Origin of the sequence: Thalassotalea sp. HSM 43 (genome assembly GCF_004752005.1) — a bacterium.
In the GTDB taxonomy this organism is placed as follows: domain Bacteria; phylum Pseudomonadota; class Gammaproteobacteria; order Enterobacterales; family Alteromonadaceae; genus Thalassotalea_A.
Genome location: NZ_CP038493.1, coordinates 639,243 through 666,126, shown reverse-complemented (window position 1 = coordinate 666,126; position 26,884 = coordinate 639,243). Strand labels below are relative to the sequence as shown.

The following is a 26,884-nucleotide window of genomic DNA, read 5'->3' as shown; positions in this document are numbered from 1 at the left end:
AAACCGCGTATAAAAATGCACAGATAAAAAAGCCCGGTAATAAACCGGGCTTTTATCGTTAAAGTTGCAGTATTGCTATTGCTTACTTAACTCTTCAAGATATTCGCCATTAGCTACGTAGTTACAACCTGCAGCATTACAGCATGAACCGGCGATGTCATCACCATTAGCAAGTTCACCAGCTGCCGCAGCTGGGTATTTACCAAAGGCACAACACTTGCCATTCGATTCACCGGTTAAACCACGGTGACTTTCAACACACAAGTTTGCCGCGACGTTAGTACAGGCAAAGGTGTTGCGAACAACCGCTTCTGGGTCGCGCACCAATACCTCGGTTTCCAAACCGGCTTCTAGACAGATGTTTACCGTAGGGCCTAGGTCAGGTAGCTCTTCACAACCACCAGCACCATTTTCTTGTTCACCAACTAAACAATTACCGTCTAGCAACCATGGCGTCAAAGTAACCAAGCGACTCACACTGTATGCGGAAGTACCGGTTTCAACCATCAATTGAGCGCCTTGTGACAAGTCTTGCTGACCAATCCAGGTGTAACGCATTGGCAATTGACCGGCTTGGTTGTAATTAACCAGCAGGCGGCCATCGCTATCAACAGACCAAGTGAAATTGCTTATCGCATCAGAGTTATCCGTATGACCACTGTTATCGGCATTGAAGTTGTTTTCAACACTGGTTAAGCCACGATCTTCGATGTATTTTTTGCTGGTGTTGATGTGCTCGAGTAAAATTGGTTTTGACTCAATGTCTACATTGCGCTCTCTCAGCGTCTTATAATGGCTGTAATTAAAGTCGGCATCCCATAGGTTGATTTTGCTTAACTTCGGCAAACTAAACATAGGCGTGAAATCAGCAACCGGGTTTAACTCATTAACCAAGTCGCTAAAGTTCGCCTTGGCAACCGACAAATACTCGAGATTAACAAGCTTTGTGATGGTGTCTAGGGTGCGAATGTTTTGACCTGATAAATCAAGACTGGTCAGATGCTCTAATTCATATAAGTCGGCAATATCAACGCCATCACTATAGGCAAATGACAATTGCTTAATCGACGGCAAGTGCTGAAAATCGCTAAAGTTTACACTACCTGTAAAGTAAGAGTTACTGATGGTCAGCGACTCTAAAGCGCTAAAGTAGGCTAAATCGGTAATGCTATCTACATTGATTAAGCCATCACAGTTTATGTCTGTGATGCTCGCTGTTGTCGCGTTTTCACCGTGTTGCTCTACGATACACGTTTTCAGCTCGTCATTAGTAAAGGTTAATTCATTTAAGAAGGTAACGGTGAAGTCAGCTAAACCGTCACCATCATTATCAACACTGGCGGATTTGTCTAACGGAAAGGCATCGTTGATATCCAATACTAAATCGTTATCGGAATCATCGTCTTCAGCATTAACCATGCCGTCATTATCGGTATCAAGGTTAGCACTATTGGCTAACACCTTATTTTGAAAATGATCGACAAGTAATGAGGCACGAGAGCTGATCATCTGTTTTTGTTGTGAGCTTAACGTTTCTGAATTACTAAAATCCGTCATCAATTCGCTGCTTTCAACGTTTAAGTAACTGGTGATTTGTGCTAAGTATTGTGTTTCACCGTGCGCAGATAGAGTCGAAAATGGCGAGATAGTCGTGCTCATAGCATCCGTTGCAGCATCAAATCCCAAAGCCGATACCGATAAGGTTATTGGTGTCGCGGCAAAATCATCGTCTTGACGGCTTACATCATCCGCCCCTTCACCTAAGTAAGCGTTTAGGTTAGCGCTGGCGTACATGCCCGCTTGCTCTGCTGTCAGGAGAAACTCGAATTGACCTTGTTCAAGGCTTGATACCGACAACTCATCGTCGTCATGTTGATTATTGTTATTGGCATCAAAGTAAACAAGTGCACCGGAAATTGGACCATCAAGTACGCGACCGCTGATTTGCACGAGATTATTTACCGTTAAATCAAACCCAGCTAGATCCGTTGATGCAGAGCCATCGCTTACTGATATAACGATGTCAGCAATCGTGCCGGCATCGGCCAGTGTCGGTGTACCGGCTAAGGTACCCGTCGCGCTGTCAAACTCTGCCCAGCTGATGGTTTTATTGATTGAAAACGTCAATGAATCGCCATCGCTGTCATTGGCGCTAGGCGTAAATGAAAAGGCTTGTAGCTCATTGATGCTGGTGCTTTCTGGTGCACCGCTGATGCTTGGTGCGGTATTTGTTGGTGGTTCTTTTTGCTCTGGCCCTGAGCCACTGCCGCCACCACCGCCACATGCGGTTAATGTCAATGAACCAGCAATCAGCATTGCCAACTTATGACGCGTAAAGAGAGTATTCATAGTTTTCCCCGAGTTAAAACATGTTATCAACTGACCACTTTATAAGAGCGAAAAATAAGCGGATGTTAAAAAGTGTAAATTTTGCCTTGTTAATGCTGATTTTTAGTCAACTATTCCTCCATGATTTAAGGTAAAGGCCAATAAAAACAGGTGATTACAATGGTATTAAATAAATCGTCTGCAGCCTTATTAAAGTCATATTTACGATTTCTTAACGAAGTTAATAAGTTGTTGATTTTGTTATTCTAATGTTGGTTTTTTAGGGCGTATTTGTAGATCTAAATCCGTTAACCTTTTTTCACATATTTTCGCACTTAATTACATTAGTCTGAGGCTGCAATTTTTATCTCTGCAGCTTTTAATAAGTCTGGATGTCAGTGTTTATGAGGCCTGCAGGGTAATTTATAACGATAACTACACTGTATAGGCTAACACTATGAAATTAAGCTTAAACAAGTTAACAAGAGCGATGGGATATTCGTTGTTAACTTCGTCTCTGCTGCTCGCGCAAGCAGCCAGAGCGGAAGCTGAAAGGGATGCAAATCAGCAACAGAACAATGCAGTTGATGAAGTAGAAGTATCACAAGTTAACAATAACGACGTTGAAGAATACCAAGAAGCGGAAGAGGAAATTGAAGTATTTCAAATCACCGGTTCGCGCATTAACCAAACAACGCTAGAAGGACCATTACCGGTTGAAGTCATCAGTGCCGAAGACATGCTCAAGGCAGGTAACTTGACGGTTTATGATGCCCTGCAAAATCTTTCGCAAAATACCGGTTCAGTAACCGGTGATGAGAACTCAAATGGTTTCACACCAAATGCGAAAGTATTAAATTTCCGTGGTCTAGGACCACAATACACCTTGGTTTTGATTAATGGTCGTCGTATCGCCAACTATCCAGCGGCGTATAATTCGAATGCGACGGTTGTCAACGTAAACTCGGTGCCTATGGCAGCGGTTGAGCGTATTGAGGTGGTCTCTACCGGTGCTTCTGCAATTTATGGCTCGGATGCCGCCGCGGCTGTTATCAACGTTATTTTGAAAAACGATTATGAAGGTACTGCATTAGGCGGTACCTTTGGTACACCTGATAATGTCGACGGTGATTCGTATCGTTTTAATATCGTAAAAGGCGTTGATTTCGATAACGGTAATATTACCGCCGTTTTAGAATATGCTGATTCAGATACCATTTTAGGGCCGTCAGATCTTGATTATCCTTATGGCACACCAGTAATGAATCGCGGTGCCGCAAAAGTACGCACCCTTGCATCACAGGGCTACGATGCCTTCTTTAATAACCTGCCTGTTGACTTGCAGCCTGATACCTATATTGATCCGGGTAAAGAGCTATGTGATTCATTACCAGGCCAGGAATATCAATATCGTGCCCGTGATGAAGAAAGTTCTATTCCGGGTTCATACGGCAGTTATTGTGGTTTTGATATCGGCAAGCGCAGCACTATTCGCAACGGTCAAACTAAAATCTCAGCAATGATTTCGAGCAATTTCGAAATTAACTCTGACGTCAGTTTTTTCGCTGATGTGATTTTTACCGACATTGAAGCAGAAAATGATCGCGGCTACATCAACATTCAAGGTGTGGTTGAAGATCAAAGTTCTGCAGCACCTGTTTTCCAATTTGGTGAAGGTGATAACGCGGTATTAATTCCGGGTAATCAATACGGCTATAACCATCACCTTGAAACGCACTTACGTTTAATGGGCTCAGAAGAGATTGGCGATACATCGACCAGTTTTGATGAGCAAGCGTTCAGTGTGTCGCTTGGCTTAGAAGGTTTTGTGTTTGATGACTACCAGTGGGAAGTGAGTTACACCCACAGTGAATACACCATGGATACTGCTCGTACGTTAGCGGACCATAAAATGGTTGAAGAGTATTTCCTTGGCGAAAAAGTCATGGTTAATGAAGACACTGAACTAAGCTACTTCGGCTCACCTGTATACGATGGTAACGCCAAGTTAGGTGTATTCTCGGCGCTAGATCAGCAAGCAATCGATGATATTTTTGGTCGCGCTAAAGAAGAAAATAAAACCTACTCATACATGACCACGGCGGTTCTATCTGGTGACTTATTTGAAGTTCCAAGTGGCTACGTGCAGTTTGCTGCTGTCGCTGAATATATGCACGAAGGCTTTGAGTATAACGCCGATGATAAAATGACCGCAGATCCTGGTGAAGGTTGGTATAACTTTGCCGGCTTTGGTGGTGAAGGTGAGCGTGACCGTTACTCAGCGGGTTTGGAAATCAAGGTGCCAATTCTTGATGACTTAAGTGCTACCGGTGCGATTCGTTACGATGAATATCATGCAACCGGCCCTGTAAACAGTGACTGGACTCCGGCGATCAGCCTTGAGTATCGTCCACTTGATGATTTATTGGTGCGTGCCTCTTATTCTGGTATTTTCAGAGCCCCAGACTTACAAGCCATCTATACCGAAAGTTCATTCTACAGCGGTGGTACTGACTGGTTAGGTTGTTACGATCAAATTTGGGCACCAGAAGGTGTTTCGCCAGAAGAATTCTCTAATGGTCCAAATGCCGGTGTTTATCAATCTGCTTGTCGCAGTTTCTCGGCGACTTTCTTAGCCAATAAATTGCCAGCAAGCGATCTGAAAAACGAAAGCGGTACCACCTTTGGTATCGGTTTTGTGTGGGAGCCTATCGACAATTTATCTATCCAATTCGATTACTACGAAGTGGAAATCAATGATCAAATTCAACAAGCAAGCTTAAATGGCATTTTGTATGACGAATTTGTTTGTGCCTATGAAGATGAAGTTAGCGATAACGTTACCTTTGGTTGTGAGAAAGTCGATCAACTTATCGTTCGTACCCCGAGTGAAGACAGTGAGCTAAACCAAAGTAATCTGGAAAGTGTAAATACCACACCATTTAACTTGGCGATGCACCGTCAAACCGGTACCGATACCAAGGTTAATTACACCTTGTTCACTGAAAGCTATGGTGTGTTCAACTTTGGTATCAGCCATACCGGTATCATCAGCACCCAGCGCGATACCATTGAGGGCGACGGCATCCCGGCAGTTGAAATTCATGACCTATTAGGTAACCCAGAGCCTATCGATACCATTATTGGTTCACTAGGTTGGGCTTACCAAGATTTCACCGCCAACGTTAATGTGCGTTACAAGAGTGGTTTAGGTCCGCGTCGTCCGCAACCGATTCAAAACGATGATGGCAACGATGCGCTATACGACATCGATACCGGTAAAGAAATCGACTACGTGTTTGACGAAGACGATATGCCGATTGATCCGAGTAGCGGTGAGCCAATCGAAAATGCGGAAAAACGTATATCACAAAAACGTTTAGACCCTTACATCACGACCAACTTAGTTCTTGGTTACACCTTCAACGAAGGTGATACCCGCATCAACTTCACCGTAAATAACGTGTTTGATGAAGAGTCACCAGATGACGATACCTTCCTGGCCCATGAATGGCCTTGGTACAACATTGGTGCCTACGCAGGTTCTGCCATTGGCAGAGAGTTCTATTTTGGTTTTGAACACAACTTCTAATAGCTCGCGTTATTGGTTGTGTGAATTGTTACGGGCAGATTATCTGCCCAATATAAAGAGGAATTTAAGGTGAAATTAAAGCAAATCGCTATAGCAGCTTGCTCCACGCTCTATATGGGCGCGGTTGCAGCATCTGCTGTTACCTTACCCGAAGTAAAAGATCGCATTGATCTACCGGATCTTGCAAATTCCGGTTTACCTGACAACTTGAAACAGACTCGTTCTTTCGAGCATCAGGAATTACCAACGTCAACAGAGTCAAAATCGTCGTCTGTTAACCGTATTACAGGTTTACCATTGGTTGGCGGTGTCAATCAGCATATGTCTCAACCGGTTAAATTTACCCCTGAAGAGGGTATTGAAGGTGAGCATCGTTATTTTATTACTCTGCAAGATCGCCCGGTTGCGCAATATACCGGTGGCATTGCTGGATTGGCAGCAACCAACCTAGCAACGGTCGCCAAGCAAGGCTTAGGCAGTTCAATTGCCAGTGCTGATGGTCAAATCGATCTTAGATTTATTAAAAAATCGGATGCTTATCAGACACGTGTTGAGAAGTACAAACACTACTTACGCGCTAAGCAAGACAGCTTTATTAATGCGGCAAGCAGCTTAGGTTATGAACTTGAAGCGGAAACCTCATATGATACGGCGATCAACGCCATTACTGTCGTGCTAACGCAACAACAAGCGGCGCATTTAGCGGAGCTTGCATCGGTTAAAAATATTCATCGTGTTACAGCCCATCAAGTACAAACGCTGGTTAATGCTGACAACGATGTTACTGGTGCTCACGATATCATCAACACCCACCATATTTGGGAATTGGGTGCTAAAGGTGAAGGCATCATCGTTGGCGTCAGTGATACCGGTATCAATACCGACCACCCATCGTTTGTCGATTTTGGTGGCCAACGTTTTTATACCGATGATAGCGGCGTTACATGGGAAGCTGTTGAACTATATGACCATGTTAATCCATGGGGCGAAGGTAACTATGTCGGTGATTGTAATAAGCATGGCTTTGAGCACATGTGTAATGACAAGCTTATTGGTGTTCGTTCATATGAACGTTTAACAGACCAATACAGTAAAACTGATTTGATCAATCACATGCTCGAAGAGCGTGAATTATCTTATGCTGATTTACATTCTGAGAATGGCCGTTATTACGCAGTTCCACCAGTAGGTGAAGATCATGCGGGTCACGGTTCACATACCGCAGGTACCGCTGCCGGTAATGCCATTAAAGATGTTCATCACTTATATCGCGCCATTGAAGGTCCAGGCTTAAAAGCCTCTGAACAGCCAATTGGTAATGTCAGTGGTGTCGCGCCACGCGCCAACATCATTGCTTATCAAGTGTGTATTTCAGCCAACAGTAACTCGGGTTATGCCGGTTGTCTTGCCGACGTTATGGTCGAAGCATTAGAAGATGCGATTGAAGATGGTGTTGATGTAATGAACTGGTCATTGGGTGGTGCGCCATACGATGCCTGGGAGAATCCATTAGGTCAGGCGTTTTTATCTGCTCGTGAATCGGGCATGCACATCGCAGTTTCTGCCGGTAACAATGGCTATCAAGGGTCGGTGAAACATGCTGCGCCTTGGATAATGACCGTTGGTGCGACGCAAACTAACCGTCGTGAACGCACAACCTCTGACGATAGAATGACAACCGGTTCGGTTGTTCCGGCAAGTATCGATGGTGAAGAATTTCCTATCAACTTGAGTCAAGCATGGTACAACATTTCTGGTCATCATGAAGATGGTCGCGCTGTGTTAGGCGAGTTCATGGGGGCCTGTGTTGAAGATGATTGTTCAGAAGGTCCAGTGTGTAAAGTTGGCTATGAAATGCTTGACGATGATCTGTGTTATCTGGAATGTAAGGACGATGAGTTCCGTGATCCAGATACCCTATCATGTGACAGTTTTGAGATTGATGACTTACCGGATCAAAAAGATCCTGCCAATTGTTTGATTGGTACCGAATGGGTCGCACAAGACGAAGTGGGTTCTGGTCAAGAGTGGGGTTGTTTAGATATCAACCGTAACGTTCCAACTAACTACACAACCCGAGAATCAATCTGTCTTAGTAATGATGATGTGATATTCCCATCATTAACAGATGCTGGCTCGCCTTATGAGCAAAAAAGCAAACAACGTTTTTATTGCCCTGATGTCGAAGTAGATGATGCTCACCCTAATTATCGTGGGCGACTTGGCGGTTCTAAAGGTGTGGTTTGTGCTTACGGTGTTGAACCGTACATGGAAACCGAATTCAACAATGGCTTCACTTGGAATAACAAAAACGCCATCGTTTATTGGGATGGTGACTCTTGTAAAGACAGCGAAGAAGAAAACTGTGTACCAGAAGATAGAGATGGTGATGGCGAAAACTCAACCATTGATGAGCCTACGCTAGGCCAATGTCGCGTTAGAGCGCCAGCGGATCGTGATGTTGATTACAGTATCTATGAAAACAGCACAGGCCCAGGCGCATCAACGGATAGCTTTGGTGTTATTGCCAATCGCCCAGTGATCACCGATTACAAAGCGCCAGCACCAACGTTTAAAGGTTCGAGCAAGACACCTGACTCAAGCGTGCAATCACGCGCAGTTGGCTTGCAGCCTGAAATGCGTGTATTTGAAGGTGACCGTTATTGTGAAAACTTGCACGAATGGCGTGATCCGCATAACCCGCAACAGCTTTTCGATTTTGATAATGCTGTAGTCTTTTGTGCCCGTGGTAACGGTAACAACATCAGCTATTTACAAAAGAGTAAAAACGTTATTGAAGTTGCTGAGCGCGATGCCGAACTAGCCGGCCGTGCAAGCGATGAAATGCAGGCATCGATAGTGGTCTATAACGATGTGGAAACATACGGCAGTGTGTATCAATTCCCTGCGAACATCCCGTTTGTAAATGTGCGTTTTGACTCTTGGGTAACTGACTTCGCGCCGTTCTTTAAAGGTGGTGATGTACCATCGAGCCTGACGGAACTGCAAAAAGATCGTCGCATTACCTTATCGTCACAAACTGTTGAAGTTGTGCCTATTAATGAAGACGACGAGCGTATTAACAACACCTTAGCCAACTTTACCTCAAAAGGTCCGCATTACTATCAAGAAGATTTAATGCCGGTGCAAGTGATGGCGCCTGGTGTAAATATCTATGCTCCATGGACTGATAATGCGATTTTAGACAAAGGTTGGAATTCTGCAGATTGGGCGTTTAACAGTGGTACGTCAATGGCTACACCAGTTGTTGCTGGTACATTGGCTATTCTAAAACAAGTTCGCCCAGAGTGGACTCAACACGAACGTGAATCAGCGCTTACCATGACCTCTGGTGAAGTGGCTTACCGTACCGTTTACATGAATGAAAATGATTATGATGAAAATAATCCAGATCATATTAAATCGGTTGGTTTAGTGCCTGCAACGGATGAAAATGGCGAGCTAATCTACGACGAAGATGGTGTATTGGTGATGATCGAAATCGCTCAATACTTGAAAGTTATCAACGTCAGTTCATGGCATGTTGGTACCGGTATTATCAATCTAAAATCAGCGATTAACTCTGGTTTGGTACTTGATGAGTCGCTCGATAATATGATTGCGGCAAACCCAAGCGCTGGTGGCGATGCTCGCCAATTGAATATGCCATACATGTTTGATGGTAGCTGCCCTGAAGTGTGTACCTGGTTACGTACCTTTACCGCGAAACGCGCAGGTCGTTGGACGGTGAATATTGAGAAGCTTGATGCTGCAGTACAAATTAGCTCATCAGTGGATAGCTTTGAATTGAGTGAAGGCGAGACCATCACTATCATGTTCACCGCTAAAATTGATCGCAGTATTGCCCAAGACCAGTCTGACAATGTCACTAATGGTACCGGTTACACCGGTGGTGAAGTGCGCCTTGTTGCTGATGATATCAGTATTCCTGACGTTCGTTTACCTGTGGGTGTGTCATTAGATAATGACTCATTACCAACCTTGATTCAGGCACAAGCGTCATCTGAGACAGGTCGATATCCTGTGGATTTAAGCATGCCATCGATGTCAACTGACAGCATGATCTCAAAGGTATATCACCAAGAAAATATCCAATACATCAATACTGATGACCACGGCGAACTTGCTAAATCTGGCAGTGGTGTGATTGAGTTGCAAGCCAGCACTGGCTATGGTCAAACATGGTTAGGTCGAGTTGAACTACCACTCGATGAGACCAAGCTTAACTTTGACTTTGCAACCGCTCATAAAGAAAAATCGGCCAAATTGATTTGGGTTGATGTGCCAGAAAACACCAAAATGCTGGCCATTGATGTGTTAGGAAAAGTAGCCACCAATGCGCATTCTTTACCTGAGTTACAAGCTGCACAAGGTACGCTGATGATGGCGGTTGGTCGCGATATGATCAATCCGGGTCAATTAGACTTTGAACACGAAGGAACCTGTGCCTCTATGGCAGAGAACCTGCGTAACTTCTGTTACATCATGGATCCACAGCCTGGTCGTTATTGGGTATTAATGCAAAACGTGAACGATAGCTTCCCTGGTTATTCGTCATGGTTATTGGATACCTATGATTACGCGGTATCTGTGGTATCAGACGATCTATCAAGCCACATGATTTTAGATGCGCCACAAACAGCTAACCCAGCACAAGGTGCGCTGCAACTGGATCTTGTATACAGCTTGCCGATGAAAAAGCATGAAGCACGTTTTGCCGTGGTTGAGTTATTCTCCAATGAATTTGCCACAGCTGCCGATATGGGCACCGTGCCGGTACGTTTGTATCGAGAAGATGACCCCGTATCGATTAGCTTCGAGCGTACTCGCGCCCTTGAGCTGCAAGACAATGTTGTATCTGCAGCACCTGGCAGCTATATGAAAGTGAACTTGGATGTTGCGCAAAATATGTCGGGCTACGATCGCCCGGTAAGTCTGAAAGTCGATTTACCTGAAGGTATCACCTATGTGCGTGGTGCCATCAGTGGTGATGGCCGTTTTGTCACCGGTTATCAGGAGATGGAAAATGGTGAAGGTATGGAGCTGTCTCTATATCAACCTAATACGCATCGTCTTGGTAAAGGTTATGTGATGACCACCAACATCGATCCGCAAGACCCGAAAAACAGCAATCATCCATATGTGATTGATGGTAGCCATAGATACAGTGCGCAATGTCGTACGCCAGCGGTTGGTACCTATTACGATGGTTCAAGCCCTAATGGTGGCTATGTTGATTTGGCTAAGCTAAATCCGCTGTATGCTCGTAACATGTGGGGCGAAGACACCTATGTTGATTTAGAAAGATTGTTCTATTTCGACAGTCGTGGTTATGACGTTGGCCTATATGATGGTCCTCGTCGTCATAGTGAATTTAAAGTATCGCCACGTGGTTATGTCTCTGCCGGCATGGGCTCATTTTTAGATACCAAATTCTTCAGTCCACTAGTTTGGCCAAATAATGAAATTTTAATTGCGCCGCTTATGCGAAAAGGTGTGACTTATGAGCAAACCGTTGCATTGAAATCTGGTCGCGATCTCCTGATCGGTGAAAGCCCGGACGTAGTCGAAGGTATGACCATGGCATTGTTCGCCGATGGCATCGAATACAAAGCGATGATCGAATGGGATAATGCCCATACGCAAGACGCTGGCGTTCGTTTAGATGATAACGTTGATTTCCAAGCGTGGTTTGATTTAGAGCATTCGCATTTACCGGGTAAATACGAGCTTATTTTTGCCTACGACAACGTCGATATGATGGCGCCAGATGCCAACTTTAATCGCAGCGATGTCATTGGTTTTCAAGGCATTGAGTCGGATATCCATTTCTTTGGTTTGATTAAAGCGCCAAGACGTGAGTTCTTTGCCTTCAATAATGTTGAAGAGGTCATTCATGACGATCTGGTTATTTGTTATGACTACTACGGTCCAGACTACAGTGCATCAGACTTTAGTTTCTGGGTACGTGTCGATGATCAAAGTGCCGGTGAGCAACTTGAATTGAACATTGAATCAGCGGTGGGTGGCTCGGTTGTCGATCAAACCTATATCGTTAATGTGCCAAGCCAAATAACCATTGGTAACTTCAATAGTGTGGTACTGAATCAAGGTAGCAGTATTGATGTACCGGTATTCTATGCCGATTCAAATGTCACCTCGAATACCATCAGTGCATACAATGATAATTTGAATCTGTCTGTTGATGGCAAAGTGTCTGGTTCAATGTTAACCATTGATGCTAACTGCTCATTCACCGGTGACACGCAAATTGAAGTTGAAGTGGTTGATGACTTTAACAATGAAGATCGCGCCACAGCGACCATTGACGTGACCGTGCTTGCGGTTGCTGGCTTTGACGGTGCTGATTGCAGCACCAGCAAGGACAGTGATGAAACGTCAACAGAAGAAGAAATCAAAGAAAAAGAGCCAGACTCAGATGATTCTTCAGGTGGTAGTTTCGGTGTTTGGATGTTGCTGTTCAGCCTATTGGCAGCAGTACGTTTAAAAGCTATTAAAGGTTAAAGCGAATAGGGCAGCGTTAGCTGCCCTTGTGGAGAATAATGATGAATTATAAAAAACTAACCGGAATCGCTTTATCAGTCGCATTCGCTATGCATAGTGGCACAGCGTTGGCGAATAGCAGCGACGATGCGGAATATAAATTTCCAGAGCAAAACTATAACCATGTCGGAGAGGATCAATTTAGCGATCCTGTGTTTACCGATGCAGGTATTTTACCTAGCAATGGTGATGCCGACTCTGAGCTAGAAAACCCGTTTGAATTATTAACTGCGGCATACGACTTGTTCAATGAACACGTTGTTGCCGGTGCCGACCTATTAACCTTCAGTGTTGATGGTGAGCAGTTTTCATTCAATACTCGAACCGAGTATAAATACGGTTTGTTGCATCTGTATGGTGAGAATGAACAAGGCCACTTTCTGCGTTTGATCCGAGGTGATGATACTCGCTGGTTTGGTGATGTCAGTAATGGCGTTAATGCCTACACCTTAATGCCGCATGTAGCGGTTGGCGGTAGTGCATGGTTTACAGCCGATTGGCGTATACCAAACAAAGGTGAGCTGTTGGTTAACGGTGCTGAGCCGGTTGCCGCCGATCCTTTAACCAGCTTAAATGTTGATGTTGGATATGTATATACCCATTTGCTTGAAGCAACTTATGGCCGTTTGGGTATGCGAGCATCGATATTGTATTCTCACTATCAAGTACAAGATATTTTAGATAACAGTGGTATCAACTTCTATCTGAATCCGGTATTTATCGAACGACAAGATGCTCGATTCTTCGATCAAGGTACCAACAGCCGTGACTATATTGCCGGTCGAGAATTCATGTTCGGTGATTTAGAGGGGGCTGAAAACCTGCGTGAATACCTGATGGATTTCGGTGTCGATTACGTTGGTTCATGGATTGCTGGCGCTGGATTTTTCTGTGGTATTTTACGCCAAGAATATGAATTGGACGATATCGGTTTACCGAAATTTGTTCTTGATGATGAAGAAGAGCGCGCCGATACTCTATACGGTACGTTATTAGGCGGTAATAAACAGTCTTGTCGCAATACCTTTACCAGTCGTTGGTTCTTTATTCATAACATGGCGCGTGCACACCGTCAGTATTATAAAGATAACCCGGTCTTGCCAGCGAACCGCCGCATGGACTTTGGTGGTATCAGTGATTATGCTCACGCGAGCAGCTGTAACGGCCATCCAACCATAATGAACACCTATTATGGGCACGATAATTACCCGTTGCCGGTATTGTCATCACCTACTGTTACCTACAAAGGTGAAGCGTGTGGTGATGAGCGAAACAATAACGTAAAAGTTGTTAGTGAAACACTACCTGGTATGGCCAACAACGGTCAGCGACCAGAGACAAGCTCTGTGGTTTCATTTAAGTCAGTGATCAATCTGGCGAATGAAAGTCAACAATGGGCGACGGTGACCTTGGTCCGCGATGGCGATATCTCAGAAAGCGCCAGCGTCGAAGTAGCTGCGATCAGTAAAGGCAACCCAGGCTCTGCGGTTGCTGGTGTTGATTTTGCTCAAGGATTCCCTCGCGCAGAATTTGCCGCAGGTGAAAAAGAAGCTGAAGTTAAGGTACGCATTATTGATAACGATGTGTATCGTAAAAATGCCACCATAGATCTCGCCTTAAACTTTGCCAAGCGATTGACGGTAGAGTCAGGTACGGTGTCTAAGCTTATCATTCAGGATAACGATTCTGAGCAGCCTGGTCGATTTGATTTTGCCAGTGATTCTATTGTTGTAAATGAGAGCGACCAAGCCGCTGTCATTGAATTAACTCGAAGCGGCGATTTTGTCGGTTCGCAAATGATTCGTTACAACGTGGTTGAAGGCACGGCGAAAGAGGGCAGCGATTTTGTTGGTGACAGTGGTTATGTGGTCTTTGGCGAAAACGATAGCAGCAAAATGATTGAAATTGAGTTGATTGGCGATGATTATCAAAACGCCACGAATCGCAATTTTTATGTTGAAATCAGCTCTGATGTCGATGGCGACCTGCAACGAACTGAAGTGGTTATTGGTGATGATGAAGCTGCCAGTGGTCGCGTTGCATTGCGCTCAGCGGTTGTTGATGTCGATTATCACGCTTCGAGCGCTAATATTACCTTGACCCGTGATGATGCTAGCCAAGGTGAAATCTTGGTTCACTTTGAAACGTTTGATGATACAGCACTAGCGGGCACTCACTATGTGCATACCAATGACAGCGTTAAGTTTTTAGCCGGAGAAACGGAAAAAACCATCAGCATTCGACGTCTAAGAAAAGGTGAGGCAAGCGAACAAAACTCGTTTACCGTGGTATTTGACAGCCCGATGTTAGATGGTGAAAAAGTGGTTACCGTCAACCTTATGGCGCAACCTGAGCGTGAAGAGTCAAGCTCAGGTGGAGCTCTAGGTCTATGCTTTGCACCGCTATTGTTGTTGCTAGCAAGACGTCGTTGTTACCGTTAAAAAATAACAACCTTTAGAATAAAATCCGTAGCTTGTCTGCGGATTTTTTTTGCTTTAATTTCAGTTAACTAACCATGTTCTATAAATTTGACCAGACGCCATACAAAGGGTTAATGTTGGCATGAATGTCATACTTTTCGTGGCAAACGTTACGGCAAAAATTACGGCATAAGTCGACTTAAAACGGCACAAGCGCTAAGGACGAGCATCGCTCAAATGGAACAATTAAATTTTGTTAATCTGATTCAGGCTGGTATCACCACCATAGGTATTTTGGGGGCGGTTTTGCTATGGCAAAGCAAAGGCAATGAATATCGCGGTGTAGCCTTATTGCTATTGATGACGGCAATTGCTTCTTGCATCAATATCATGGAAGAGACAGGACTTACTCGTGATATATATTTGATAAGCCCAGTGTTTATTATGTTATTTGGGCCTGCCAGCTATTTGGCGATTAAGCTACTCATTGAAAAGCGGTTAAATAGATCGCAATTGCTGCACTTACTTCCGGTATTGCCGGTTTTAATGGTCACCGCGTATGTTGAAGTGGTCATCGCTATCGGCACGGTGTGGCGTATAGTGTATGCGTCGTTAACGGTACTGTTGTTGCTCAACTATAAACGTTTACTCGATCAGCAACGCTCCGACTCTGATGAGTTTTCTTTAACTTGGCTTATGTGGATTTTAGCCATCACCGCCACGTTTAATCTGCTCGACCTGTTGCGGTTAAACTTACAACATGCCATTCCGATGCAACTTAATGTGTTTGGGCAAGGTTTAAATAACCTTATTTGGCTTATCAGCGCCATGTTAATTATTGTCAAACTGCAACTGCAGAACAAGATGCCACGTACTGGCCAAGACGCATCAGAAAAACCAGTAGAAAATACGGAAGAAAATCGAGTAAAAAGCCGCGCAGAAAACGCAACACTAAACCCTGTAGAACAGCCTGAGAGTGCACAGCAATCTGAAGGGGATTATGCGGCAATCTTTGTTGAATTAGACCGTTTAGTGAGCAACAATGCTTGGTATTTGACACCACGGTTAACACTTAATGATGTAAGCGAATTAACGGGTTTGCAAACCCGAGATATCTCACGTGCGATCAATGTCTGTGCGAAAAAGTCCTTTAATGAATACATTAATGGCTACCGTGTCGACTATGTTTGTCAAGCCTTGCGCCAAGCCAACAAACAATCTTTGACGGACATTGCACTAGATGCCGGATTTAGCTCGAAAGCCTCATTTAATAAGGTGTTCAAACACATCACAGGTCAAACGCCAAGCCAATATAAATCGGCGAATGAGGTCTAGAATCAAGAAACTGGACGGATAAAAACATGACATTGGACGATCGAATAATTTATTCACGGTAACCTTCAAACATCGAGTTTAAGGAGTTAACCATGAAATATTTTATCGTCATATTATTATTCTGTACCGCAAGCTGCAGTGCCCAAAACAGCGCTAATACCAGCAACACAACCAACACCACAACCAACACCACAAACAAAGAAAATCCCTCTGCCCATAACGGCTTTGTGCTCAGTAACGTGCATATCGTTGATGTTGAAAAGCAAACCATTCATCGAGACAAAATCGTCACCGTTGAAAACGGTGTGATCACCGCTATCACCGACATTAACAATGTTAGTCATGTTAGTGATGTTAGCGATGAGTTACCAAGTAACAGCCAAACTGAGCTTACTCACATTGATGGTAACGGTGGCTACCTCACCCCTGGCCTTATCGATATGCATGTGCATATATATGAAAAAGCATCGTACGCGTTAACGCTGAGTCATGGCGTCACTCATGTGCGCATTATGAATGGCGTTGCTGAGCAATTGGTTTGGCGTGAGCAAGTAAACGCTGGCAGCTTAATTGGCAGCACGTCAACTGTCAGCAGCCCGATCATTTCTGCCTATGAGGATGCCTATTTGCACCATAGCGTGACAACAGCAGCGCAAGCTCGAGAGGCTGTTAGAGCCTATCATCGGCAAGGGTACGATGTAATAAAGGCCTACGGAAACCTTAATCAACAAGCATTAACCGCCATTGTCGAGGAAGGGCAAAAGCTCAATATGCCTATTGCTAAACATGGCCCGCACGCATCAGGTACCATGCCAGTGTCTGCATTAACCGGATTACAGTCTTTTGAGCATGTAGAAGATATTTATCAAGGGCCGCTAAATCATCAGTTTGACGCAGATCTATTACCGCAGATTATTGCCGAGCTAAAGGCAACTGAGGTGGCCATCACACCAACCCTGAATATTTTTCAGCAACTGACTAAGTTAAGTAGCGACAAACAGGATCATCTTAGCAAAACGCCACAACACTATACCTCTGATATTATCCGCCTTGAAACCAAAAATAATCAGGTCAAACGTTGGCTAAATGCCTCTGACGATATGGCGGCACACAATAGAAAAACACTGAATTTTTTAATATCCATCACCAAACAACTGCATCAAAGTGGCGTGCCTTTATTGGTTGGCTCTGACTCTGGAGTCTTGTTGTCGCCACATGGCATCGCCACCCATCATGAAATGCAGCTTTTACAGCAAGCCGGGTTAACCCCCTATGAGGTTTTGCAGGCAGCAACCACTAATCCGGCGAAAGCGCTAAATATGGCGAGCCAAATTGGCTCGGTTGCAGCAAACTATCGAGCGGACTTTATCTATTCAAAATCAAATCCAATAAAGGATTTAAGCGTATTACAAGAGCCGGACGCAGTGGTTAAAAATGGCACTTGGTATTCTCAGCAACAATTGCAGCAAATACGAGATCAGGCCATTGACTCTAGAAGTATGTGGCAGGAGTTTTGGGTGCTATTCGAGGCGCTATAAGCCGTTATTGAGAAAGTTGCGCGGTAAAAAAAGCCCTCTGTATATCACGACAGAGGGCTTTTTGTGTTTTGTTGTTCAAGAGCGAATTTAGATTTAAATACGCGTTAACTAATTCTTTAACTAAGCCTTTAACTGAACCTTTAACTAAGCCTTTAACTGAGCCTAGATTAAGGCTTATTTAACCATTAATTAAGCTTGATTTCACCGTTGAATCCGGCACCAACACAATGAGCTTTAAGAGCGCCAATGGCACAAACCGTATTGCTGTTATTGATTTGTGTTTTTACCTCAAAGTCAATGTCATCAAAGTTAAACTCGACGGTCTGACATTGCCATTCACCATTGTCTAAACCACAATAACGTTGACTATCACAGCTGATTTCACCATCACTGATCAAACAGGTGTTTTTGGTGTAGTTTCTTAATCTAAATACCTCGGTAGCAGTTTGCCCTTGTTCAAAATCCACCTCAGGAAGTAAAACGCGTTGTTGATGAACACCTTCAACATATTTGGTTAGCTGCTCTTCAAATGGGGCGATGAATTCACCGTGGGCGACAATAAGCTCACCACTGTCGGCATCAAAATAATCCTTATCAGCAGAGATTGGCGTAGGCTGATCACTATTACCGTAACAAACAGGTGTTTGCTCGTCGATAAAACACAAGCTATCGCCCGTTAGGTGAATGTTAGACAGCTTGGTTGAAGCGTGATCAACCTTGTCTAGATTGTAATCCGGGTTACCCCAACACTTAATACCTGTGTCATCCAGTGCACAAATGGTTGTCATATTACTGAACAACTGAGTTGGGTTGCTCAGTACTGGTACACCCGTGGTTAATCCGTAACTATCACTGCCCCAACAGCTAACCGCCGTTGACGTTTGTTCATTATCCGTAACTTCAGAGATAGCACATGCGTTTCCAGACGTTAGTGCAAGTGCGCTTGCGTTGACTAAACTTTCCGGCATTGATTCTTCAATGCCGCCGAAACATTTAACCCCAGTTTGGTCAAGATAACACATGCTCAAATAACCCATCTCTAATGCAATTGGGTTTAAGCTTACTGGGTTTTCACCGGCAAAATCGAAGCGCATTTTACCGTCCAAGCAGTACACTTCATTGTTGGCAACGGCACACGTACCGACGGCAGCCGCCGAGTCACCAGACTTAACGATAGAATTGGTATCAATAGGTAATGGCTCGCCTTTGATTGAATCTAGGATAGACCATTGATAGTTGTCTAAACACAACACCTTGTCTTGATTTACTAGACCAACGCACATCTCATAGCCAGGTACGTTCATCTCAGGCACTGGTTTAAATACCGCTAAACCTGCTGGTACCGTTGGCTCCGGATCGTCGGCATTGGTAATGTTGTCACCATCAATGTCGTCATCTTCTTCAACACAAGATTTACCTGGGATTGTGCGCACACAATCGCCTAGACCATCTTGGTCGATATCACTGATGTATTCACTGTTAAAAGGTAAGTCATCTTCAGCATTGACGAAGCCGTCTTGGTCTGAATCGTTGACTTGGTCTTGCAAATCGTTCAGTACCGCTTTGGCAACCGATGCGATGTCGTTACGGCTATTAATCGGAACTTCTGCAGCAAAAAAATCAGACGTGGCTAAGTCAAGATCGACGCTGTACAAGCCGTTGATGCGATCAACTGCACTGTCTTTGATGAGATTGTAAAGTTCTTGGTCGGTGATAAGTGATAAATCACCACCGGCAGCACTTAGAATTTCTTCATGAATTAGGTGCGTAAACGGTGTGATGTAGGCTGTTAAACCATTGCTCATATTCGTTAAATCGCGAATAGGGTAGCTCATCATTTTAATTGGACGAGCGGCAAAGTCATCGTCAAAACGTGACATGTCGTCAGCATCAACACCTTGGCCAGAGCCTAATTCTGCTACCAGCGTGCTGGTCGGAATCGAGTCAATAAGTGTGCCTGGTACATCAAGCGTAAATTCACCGGCATTGTTTGACAGCGCATTAGGCTCGTTATCGTCAAACATCATGTTGTTATTCACATCTAAAAACACATGGGCGCCAGAAATATAGCCATCAATCACTTTACCAGCGACGCTGATGCTGCCTGGGCTAATGGTAAGTGTCATATTGTGTGAGGCAGAATTAACCCCATTTGATGCGGTAATGGTGATGTTGAAACTGCCAATATCATCAGCCGCTGGTGTAACACTTACTTGGCCGGTTGCAGCATCAAAACTAAAACCTGCAAAGCTTGGTGCCCCGTCAATACTGTAGCTAAAATCAGCGTCTACATGGTCAACTAGCGTCGGGGTAAATACATTGGTTTCGCCTACAGTAACCTCTAAAGTGGCGGAACCTTGTAAGGCGAAAATATCATTTACGATGATATCAAAAGGGCTAAGGCTACTAGAGTCGGTACCATCTGATACGGAAATCGTTATCCCTGTAAACGTGCCTACGTCGGCATTACCCGGCGTACCAGTTAAGGTACCTGTCGCAGAATCAAACGCCGCCCATTGCGGCATGTTGGCGATTGAATAGGTTAGTGCATCGCCGTCTGAATCAGCACCATTTGCGCTAAAGCTATAACTTTGGTTTTCGTTAATACTAAGGCTTGGTGAGCCGCTGATCGTTGGTGCGTTATTTGTTGGTGGCTCTATCTCTTTCTTTTCCGTACCACCACCACCGCCACCGCCGCCACAGGCGGTAAGCGATAGAGCAGAGGCGACTAATAAAGCTAAATAGGATTTATTTAAATTCTTACTCATTGATCTTCTCATTTTTTAGCCCCTAAAATTATTGTTATTAGCCAGGGGACATGGTTTTTGACACAAACCAGAGTAAGTTATCGAACTGTCGCTAGTTGTTAAAAAGTGTAAAAACCAGCAGCGCTTGTTTAACGCCCTTAATCAGTCACCTTCAAGCTTTGTTAACATAATGAAAATACAGTAAAAAAACTGTAAATAAAGAGGGCAAAAAAAGGCCTGTTGCTAACAGCAGCGGCCTTTTTATTGAGATTGATATGCGGGGTAATCGCTATTGAAATATCGCTATTGAAATATCGTTATATGTGCTCTGCTTTTGTTTTTTTAGAGACTCGTACAAGCAGTAAGCCACTGAGTAACATTAATAGCCAATGCGATGTACTGCCACCGCCAGATGAATCACTCTTTGGCGCCGGTTGTTGAGCGATTGGTTGCACCGTTATCGTGGTCGTAGTTTGCGACTCTCTACCGCGACTATTGACGATAAGTTGTATTTCAATACTGCTGTTGCTGCTCACATCTGGCGCGGTAAACGTCAGTTGTTCTTGGTTGGTATTGGTTAGCGACAATAGTGGACCAGATACTTGTTGCCATTGATAGATTAAATCACTACCAGGATTAGGGTTGGTGCTCTGGGCTGCGCTTAAGGTGACCTGCTCGCCAGCGGTGACGGTCAAAGCCAATATCTCTTCACCATTTACTTTCGCACTTGGATAGGCAAAGACCATGATTTCTCTAGTACTTTCATTGTATTGCACAAAACCGTCGTCATATTGGTAGTCAATAACAAAACTATCGCCTCGAGTAAGCTCAGGTGCCTGCAAGGTTAGGGTAATAGATTTGGCGCTAGCGCCAGCCATTTGTTGGGTTTGAATAGAAACCATGTTGCCATTTAGCTGGGTTTCGCCAGTCGCCGATACATAGCTAAACCCTTGCGGCAATTCAATGTCGATTTGGTAGTCTTTATTTTTATTACTGTTATTGGCGTCGATGTTAACGCTGACATCAAAGACTTCTTGCGCATCCAAATCGGTTTTACTTAACGCCAGTGATAAAGACTGTTGTGAACGATTAATACGTACCGGGAAAAAGGCAATGTCGTTAATACCAGCACCAGCATTGCCGCTGGCCAAATCTACCGCAGTGATGTACTCGCTATCGGCCTGCATCTGCGCGTCCCAATGTAATTGAAACTGTATGTCTTGGTATGGCAACGGCGCGACAACAAAGCTCGACGTTACTTGGCCCTGATCTTCAGTGACCATGACCACTTCAAATTCAATCTCATCTGTGGTATTGCTTGGGTTGTTATAGTCACCGTAATTGTGAATGGCCAAAAAGTAGTTGCCAACCGGAGGAAACTCTAACTTACATGACTCAAGGGTGATGATTGATGCCGATGAACAAATCAAGTCGTACATCTCATAATCGGCACTTGGGCGGCCATCAAAGTCCAGATCGTAGCCAATGTATAAATCCAAATCTGGTGACGAGGTCGATAAGATATTTACCTCGAGATAGCGGGTATTAAAGCCAATGCTCAATGGCATAGAAAACAGTGAGTCACGATCGTTAAACACGTTGTACGGCCACGGGCTGTCATCACCGTCATCGCGGCTTAGCATTTTACTGTAGCTATCAATGGCGTTTAAGGCGTAGTGAGTCGCTGCAATATTATTTACACCAACCGTAACAACGCCCGGAATGATTTGTGCGCCCTTGTCTGAATTCGCTGTAACACGAATATTGTCAGGTACCTGACCTTTTCTGAACGAGGCAATTAAAGGCAAGGTCGCATCAACGAGATTGCTGTTATCGGTTTGCAAGGTGATTGCTGCAGTTATATCCCCACCTTGATAGCTTTCGTTTATTTCAGCGCTGATGGTTATGGTTATCGACTCGCCTTTTGCCAAACTAAAGTTGCTTGGCGATACCTGTACATTAATTTGCGATGTTGCTGATGATGTTTGTACTTGCCATGACGCGGCCTCTGTCGCGGTTAGGGTACGCGTCCACGAGCAACGGATCATGCAATTTTGGGCAACCATAGCAGGCAGGTTTAAGGTGCTTAAATCACCACCAAAATCTGGATCGGCATTTAAATAATTGTCGTAATTTTCATCAAGCACTAATCCAGAACGCACGGCATTAGCGACATTGAGTCGACCTGCGCCAAAATCGTAGTAATCAAGTACGCTACCATCTTCGCTTTTTACGCTGTTATCGGCAGTCATCATTAATGCAGATTGTGCCATTGCAGGTGACCAGTCCGGTTTTAAACCATGCAATAGAGCCAATGCACCCGCCACGTGTGGGCTGGCCATTGATGTGCCGTTTTCAAAACGATAGGCTGGAAAATCAACGTTTGGGTTGGTGTAGGGTTGACGCTCGGCATTGGCGGCATATATATCAACGCCGGGCGCTGATACATGTGGCACTAAATAACCGGCAAATGCAGGTTCAGGTCCTCGCGAGCTAAAGCCTGCTAAAACATCGCCACTGTTTTGGTCAATGACCATCTCAGAACCGTCAAATTGCACTCGATGATTTTCACCGCTTGCTAACCATTGCACCAGACGTTGTCCATCTTCGGCACCGATATGGGCGCTAGGTAATACGTGGTGGTCGTTATGCAGGGTTTGGCTACCGTCGGTGGTATTAATTAAAATCATACCAGCCGCGCCGCCTCTAGAGACGGTGAGACCTTTGGTGACGCGAGCAACATCGCCGCGACGACAGACGACAACTTTGCCGGTTAGTGTACCGGCACCGAATGATGATAAACAATCACCATTGTTAAATTGTGCGGCGTCAATGATTTGTGCATTAACGCCTGATGTTGCAGAAAAACCGGTGATCGCCGCTAATGAGCTGTCGCCGCCACCGAATGTCAGGGTTTTCGCGGTATAACTTCGGCCATGGGTTGTCGCTGCAACTGACGTTAACCAAGGTGCGTTGCCCGGAGTGCTGATGCTTGCTGCGCCATCTGCACCATTGTTACCGGCAGATGTGGCAACATGAATACCAGCTTCACGTGCCGAAAGCAGTGCCATGGCATCGATGGCTTGCCATGGGCTATATCCAGGTGAACCGATAGAGTAGTTTAATACATTTATACCATTGGCAATGGCGTGCTCTACCGCCAATGCGGTGATGTCTGGCCAACAGCCTTGCAAGTCACAGACTTGATAACTGACAATATTGGCACGTGGTGCAACACCTGAAATACTGCCAAACGTTTCTTGAGTGGCATCGCCAACCACATTATAGACAGGGACATTATTGACCTTGTTGCCGGCGGCAGTACTGGCTACATGAGAGCCATGACCTTGAATATCCAAACCAATAGGGTCGTCGCCAGAGAACGTTGTGGTGTTGGTAATATCTGGGTGAGACCAAATACCAATGAGTTTGTTGTTGCAATAACGCTGGTAGCTTGATTGCTGACAGTCACCAAGGAATACGCCGTCACCCAGTGGGTTGGTGTGGCGGTAACCGGTTGCATCGACCTCGGCAAATGACGGATGTTGCGCATTAATCCCAGTATCGATAATACCAACTATGGTGCCTTCACCTTGATAGCCGACTTCAGAGTCTAAGCCTGACCAAACTTTATCGGCGCTAACTTGCTGTGGACCGACATCGGTATGCAGTTGCGCTGGTTGAATCTTGTGTACTGATTTGACATCCGCATGCTGCGAGATGTGTTGTAACTGCTCATCATTAAGTACAAGGGTGAAACCATTGACTGCTAACTGGTATGAAAATTTGATTTTAGGTTGGTGGTTTTTATTAACCTTGGCAACGCTATCAATGACTTGCTGTTGTTTGTTTCGAAGAGACAGTATATAGCTCTTAGCCTGAGCCGAATTGATATCTAAGCCTTGAGCTTTGTTGCTAAGGTTATGACTTGCTGGGCTTTGTAAAGACGCCTGTGCGAGAGGGGCACCTTTTAGAATTACCGCATATAAGTTATCAACATCACGACCTTGGCCGCTTTGTGCAGCAGAAACAGTTGTGCTGTTTTTTACATCTCGTTTCGCTGCATCAACGCCTGATGAAAAGGTCAGGGTGCATGCGGCAGTAATAGCAATAATTAATGAATGATTCACAACGCGTTTAAACTCCAAATACCAGCGGCTGGCAATTAATCGACGGATTAACGACACAGCATCAACGATTAGCGTATTTCACCAATAGTGTGGTGAGTATATACATTACGCAACTCACAGGTAATAAGATGTTACTTTTTGTAAACACTTTATTTTTTGTTATGGCATAGCTTAAAAAAAACGGAAGCATTGGCTTCCGTTTTATTCGTCTGTTTGAGCTAACTGATTAGTGTTGCTCTTTGATACCTTCGTGAGTACCGGTTACAGATAACTCTTCTTCAATCTTTTCAGTAAGATCTTTAGGTTGGTTATCTTCAGCACCGTGCATCCAGTCAACTAACTTGCCGCTGATTAACCATAACAGGATACCTGCAACAAAGGCCATGATCGCCACACCCATAAATGCAGCGAATGGACCTACATCACCAACCATTTGACCAACCCATGCTGCTGCATAGTTACCAACACCAGAGAAGAAGAACCACATACCCATTAATAAAGAGGTGTATTTCAGTGGTGCTAATTTGGTTACCAGAGATAAACCAATCGGTGATAAACATAGCTCACCCATGGTATGGAACATATAGGCAAGAATTAACCAGATAATGCTCGCTTTCGCGGTATCGCTATCACCAATTTGGATAGCTGCCATTACCATTGAAATAAAACCTAAGCCTAGGAAGAACATACCCATGGCAAACTTTTTAGGAGAATTAGGTTCTGCTGCACCCATCTTAAGCCACATTGCGGCAAACATTGGAGCGAATAGTATTACGAAAATAGGGTTTACAGATTGTAACCATGATGCAGGGATTTCAAAACCAAACATCATAAGGTCAGTCTTTTGCTTAGCAAATAGATTCATTGAACCTGCTGCTTGCTCAAAACCTAACCAGAATATAATGGTAAAGAAAGACATGATTAAAATTACTTTAACACGATCTCTTTCTTCTGACGTTAATGGTGTGTTAGACGCTTCTTGATTGTCGGCACTTTTCTTAGCTGCCGGCTCAACACCAACATTACCTAAGAATTTCTTCGACATAGACATTTGCAGGATAACACCTAACAACATACCTACACCGGCTACTAAGAAACCATATTGATAGTTAATTTTTTCACCGATAGTACCAACGACAAAGTAGCCTAAGATAGAACCTAAGTTGATACCCATATAGAAGATAGTAAATGCCGCATCACGACGTTTATCACCTTCGGTATACAAGTCACCAACCATGGTGGAGATGTTTGGTTTGAAGAAACCGTTACCCATGATAAGTAAGAATAAACCTAGGTATAAGAATTCAACTTCTAAACCTGGGATCATTGAATGCGGCGTACCTAGTGTAAATTGGCCTAATGCCATTAACACACCACCGACAATAATGGCTTTTCGTTGCCCCCAATGGTTATCGGCCATCCAGCCACCTAGCACTGGTGTTACATATACCCAAAACGCGTATATACCTAATATGCCTAGAGCGTTTTTATTAAGTGCTTTGGTTAATTGATCTTGCGCGTCAGCTGCTGCAGGGTCAATGCCAAAGTAGGCCATATCCCAGCCAAAATTTGCGGCAAAGGCAACTAAATAAAGTACAAAGATACCACGCATACCGTAGTAACTCATACGCTCCCACATTTCGGTACCGAAAAGTAAAAACAGACCTTTCGGGTGACCAAATATGGTGCCTGAATTTGTGTTAGACATCAAAACTTCCTTAACTAACAGTTTTTATAAATTTTTAAAATCCGCAATGTTATACCCCAGTGCAAACGGCAATTGCAAGCAAAGATAACCAACTTGTAACAATTCGTTTAAAGAATGCTGTAAACATATTTTTATATGGGTTTGTAATAAAGTTGTTAATCAATGGCTTGTAGAGCAATAAATACACGGGTTGTTGCACAATTGTATAAAAAAGTGGTTGTAATTTTTTATACACTTGTTTTGTGTACACAAATTTACAAAGTTATTATTGCTAAGTTCTTTAAATCAATAAGGTTTATCTTTATAATTTGCATCTTAACTTGAAAAGTTTGTGAAGTGATTTTCATAAAGTGCTTAATATTTTTGGCTATCCTTTTGAAATACTTTACATTTTCTTTCATGGATTATATTGACTTGTTCATAAGCAGTTACAAGTACTGATTAATAAGGATGTTAAGCAATGGGGGAAAGTTTATTTTTTTAGTAAAGTACAGCAGTCAC

General features: G+C 44.1%; 9 protein-coding genes. 5 read left to right on the top strand and 4 right to left on the bottom strand.

From position 1 onward, the window contains the following. Nucleotides 1-75: 75 nt before the first annotated feature. The gene (locus E2K93_RS02815) at nt 76-2,349 is read right to left on the bottom strand and encodes a putative Ig domain-containing protein (RefSeq protein ID WP_135437631.1); all 2,274 of its coding nucleotides are present in this window, start codon (nt 2,347-2,349) and stop codon (nt 76-78) included. A 436-nt stretch (nt 2,350-2,785) separates the two neighbouring features. Between E2K93_RS02815 and E2K93_RS02810 the strand changes: the two genes are divergently transcribed. From E2K93_RS02810 to E2K93_RS02790, 5 genes are all read left to right on the top strand, one after another. Next, nucleotides 2,786-5,920: a TonB-dependent receptor domain-containing protein gene (locus E2K93_RS02810; protein ID WP_135437630.1), complete on the top strand. Its 3,135-nt coding sequence runs from the start codon at nt 2,786-2,788 to the stop codon at nt 5,918-5,920. A 69-nt stretch (nt 5,921-5,989) separates the two neighbouring features. Continuing rightward, the gene (locus E2K93_RS02805; RefSeq protein ID WP_135437629.1) at nt 5,990-12,466 is read left to right on the top strand and encodes a S8 family serine peptidase; all 6,477 of its coding nucleotides are present in this window, start codon (nt 5,990-5,992) and stop codon (nt 12,464-12,466) included. Nucleotides 12,467-12,504: 38 nt separating this feature from the next. Beyond that, nucleotides 12,505-14,946: a Calx-beta domain-containing protein gene (locus E2K93_RS02800; protein ID WP_135437628.1), complete on the top strand. Its 2,442-nt coding sequence runs from the start codon at nt 12,505-12,507 to the stop codon at nt 14,944-14,946. A gap of 216 nt (nt 14,947-15,162) precedes the next feature. Further along, complete coding sequence (locus tag E2K93_RS02795; RefSeq protein ID WP_135437627.1) at nt 15,163-16,260, top strand: helix-turn-helix domain-containing protein; 1,098 nt, start codon at nt 15,163-15,165, stop codon at nt 16,258-16,260. Nucleotides 16,261-16,352: 92 nt separating this feature from the next. Continuing rightward, a complete protein-coding gene (locus E2K93_RS02790) occupies nt 16,353-17,798 on the top strand; it encodes an amidohydrolase family protein (protein ID WP_135437626.1) in 1,446 nt (481 codons plus the stop codon). Nucleotides 17,799-17,983: 185 nt separating this feature from the next. Here the strand turns inward: E2K93_RS02790 and E2K93_RS02785 are convergent, their stop codons facing one another. The 3 genes from E2K93_RS02785 to E2K93_RS02775 all read right to left on the bottom strand — a co-directional run bounded on the left by E2K93_RS02785 (nt 17,984) and on the right by E2K93_RS02775 (nt 26,383). After that, nucleotides 17,984-20,566: a putative Ig domain-containing protein gene (locus tag E2K93_RS02785; protein ID WP_135437625.1), complete on the bottom strand. Its 2,583-nt coding sequence runs from the start codon at nt 20,564-20,566 to the stop codon at nt 17,984-17,986. A gap of 296 nt (nt 20,567-20,862) precedes the next feature. Then, nucleotides 20,863-24,675 carry a S8 family peptidase gene (locus E2K93_RS17840; protein ID WP_135437624.1) on the bottom strand — a complete coding sequence of 1,271 codons (3,813 nt, stop codon included), beginning with the start codon at nt 24,673-24,675 and terminating at the stop codon, nt 20,863-20,865. A 226-nt stretch (nt 24,676-24,901) separates the two neighbouring features. Beyond that, a complete protein-coding gene (locus E2K93_RS02775) occupies nt 24,902-26,383 on the bottom strand; it encodes a peptide MFS transporter (RefSeq protein WP_135437623.1) in 1,482 nt (493 codons plus the stop codon). Between the last annotated feature and the right edge of the window lie 501 nt (nt 26,384-26,884).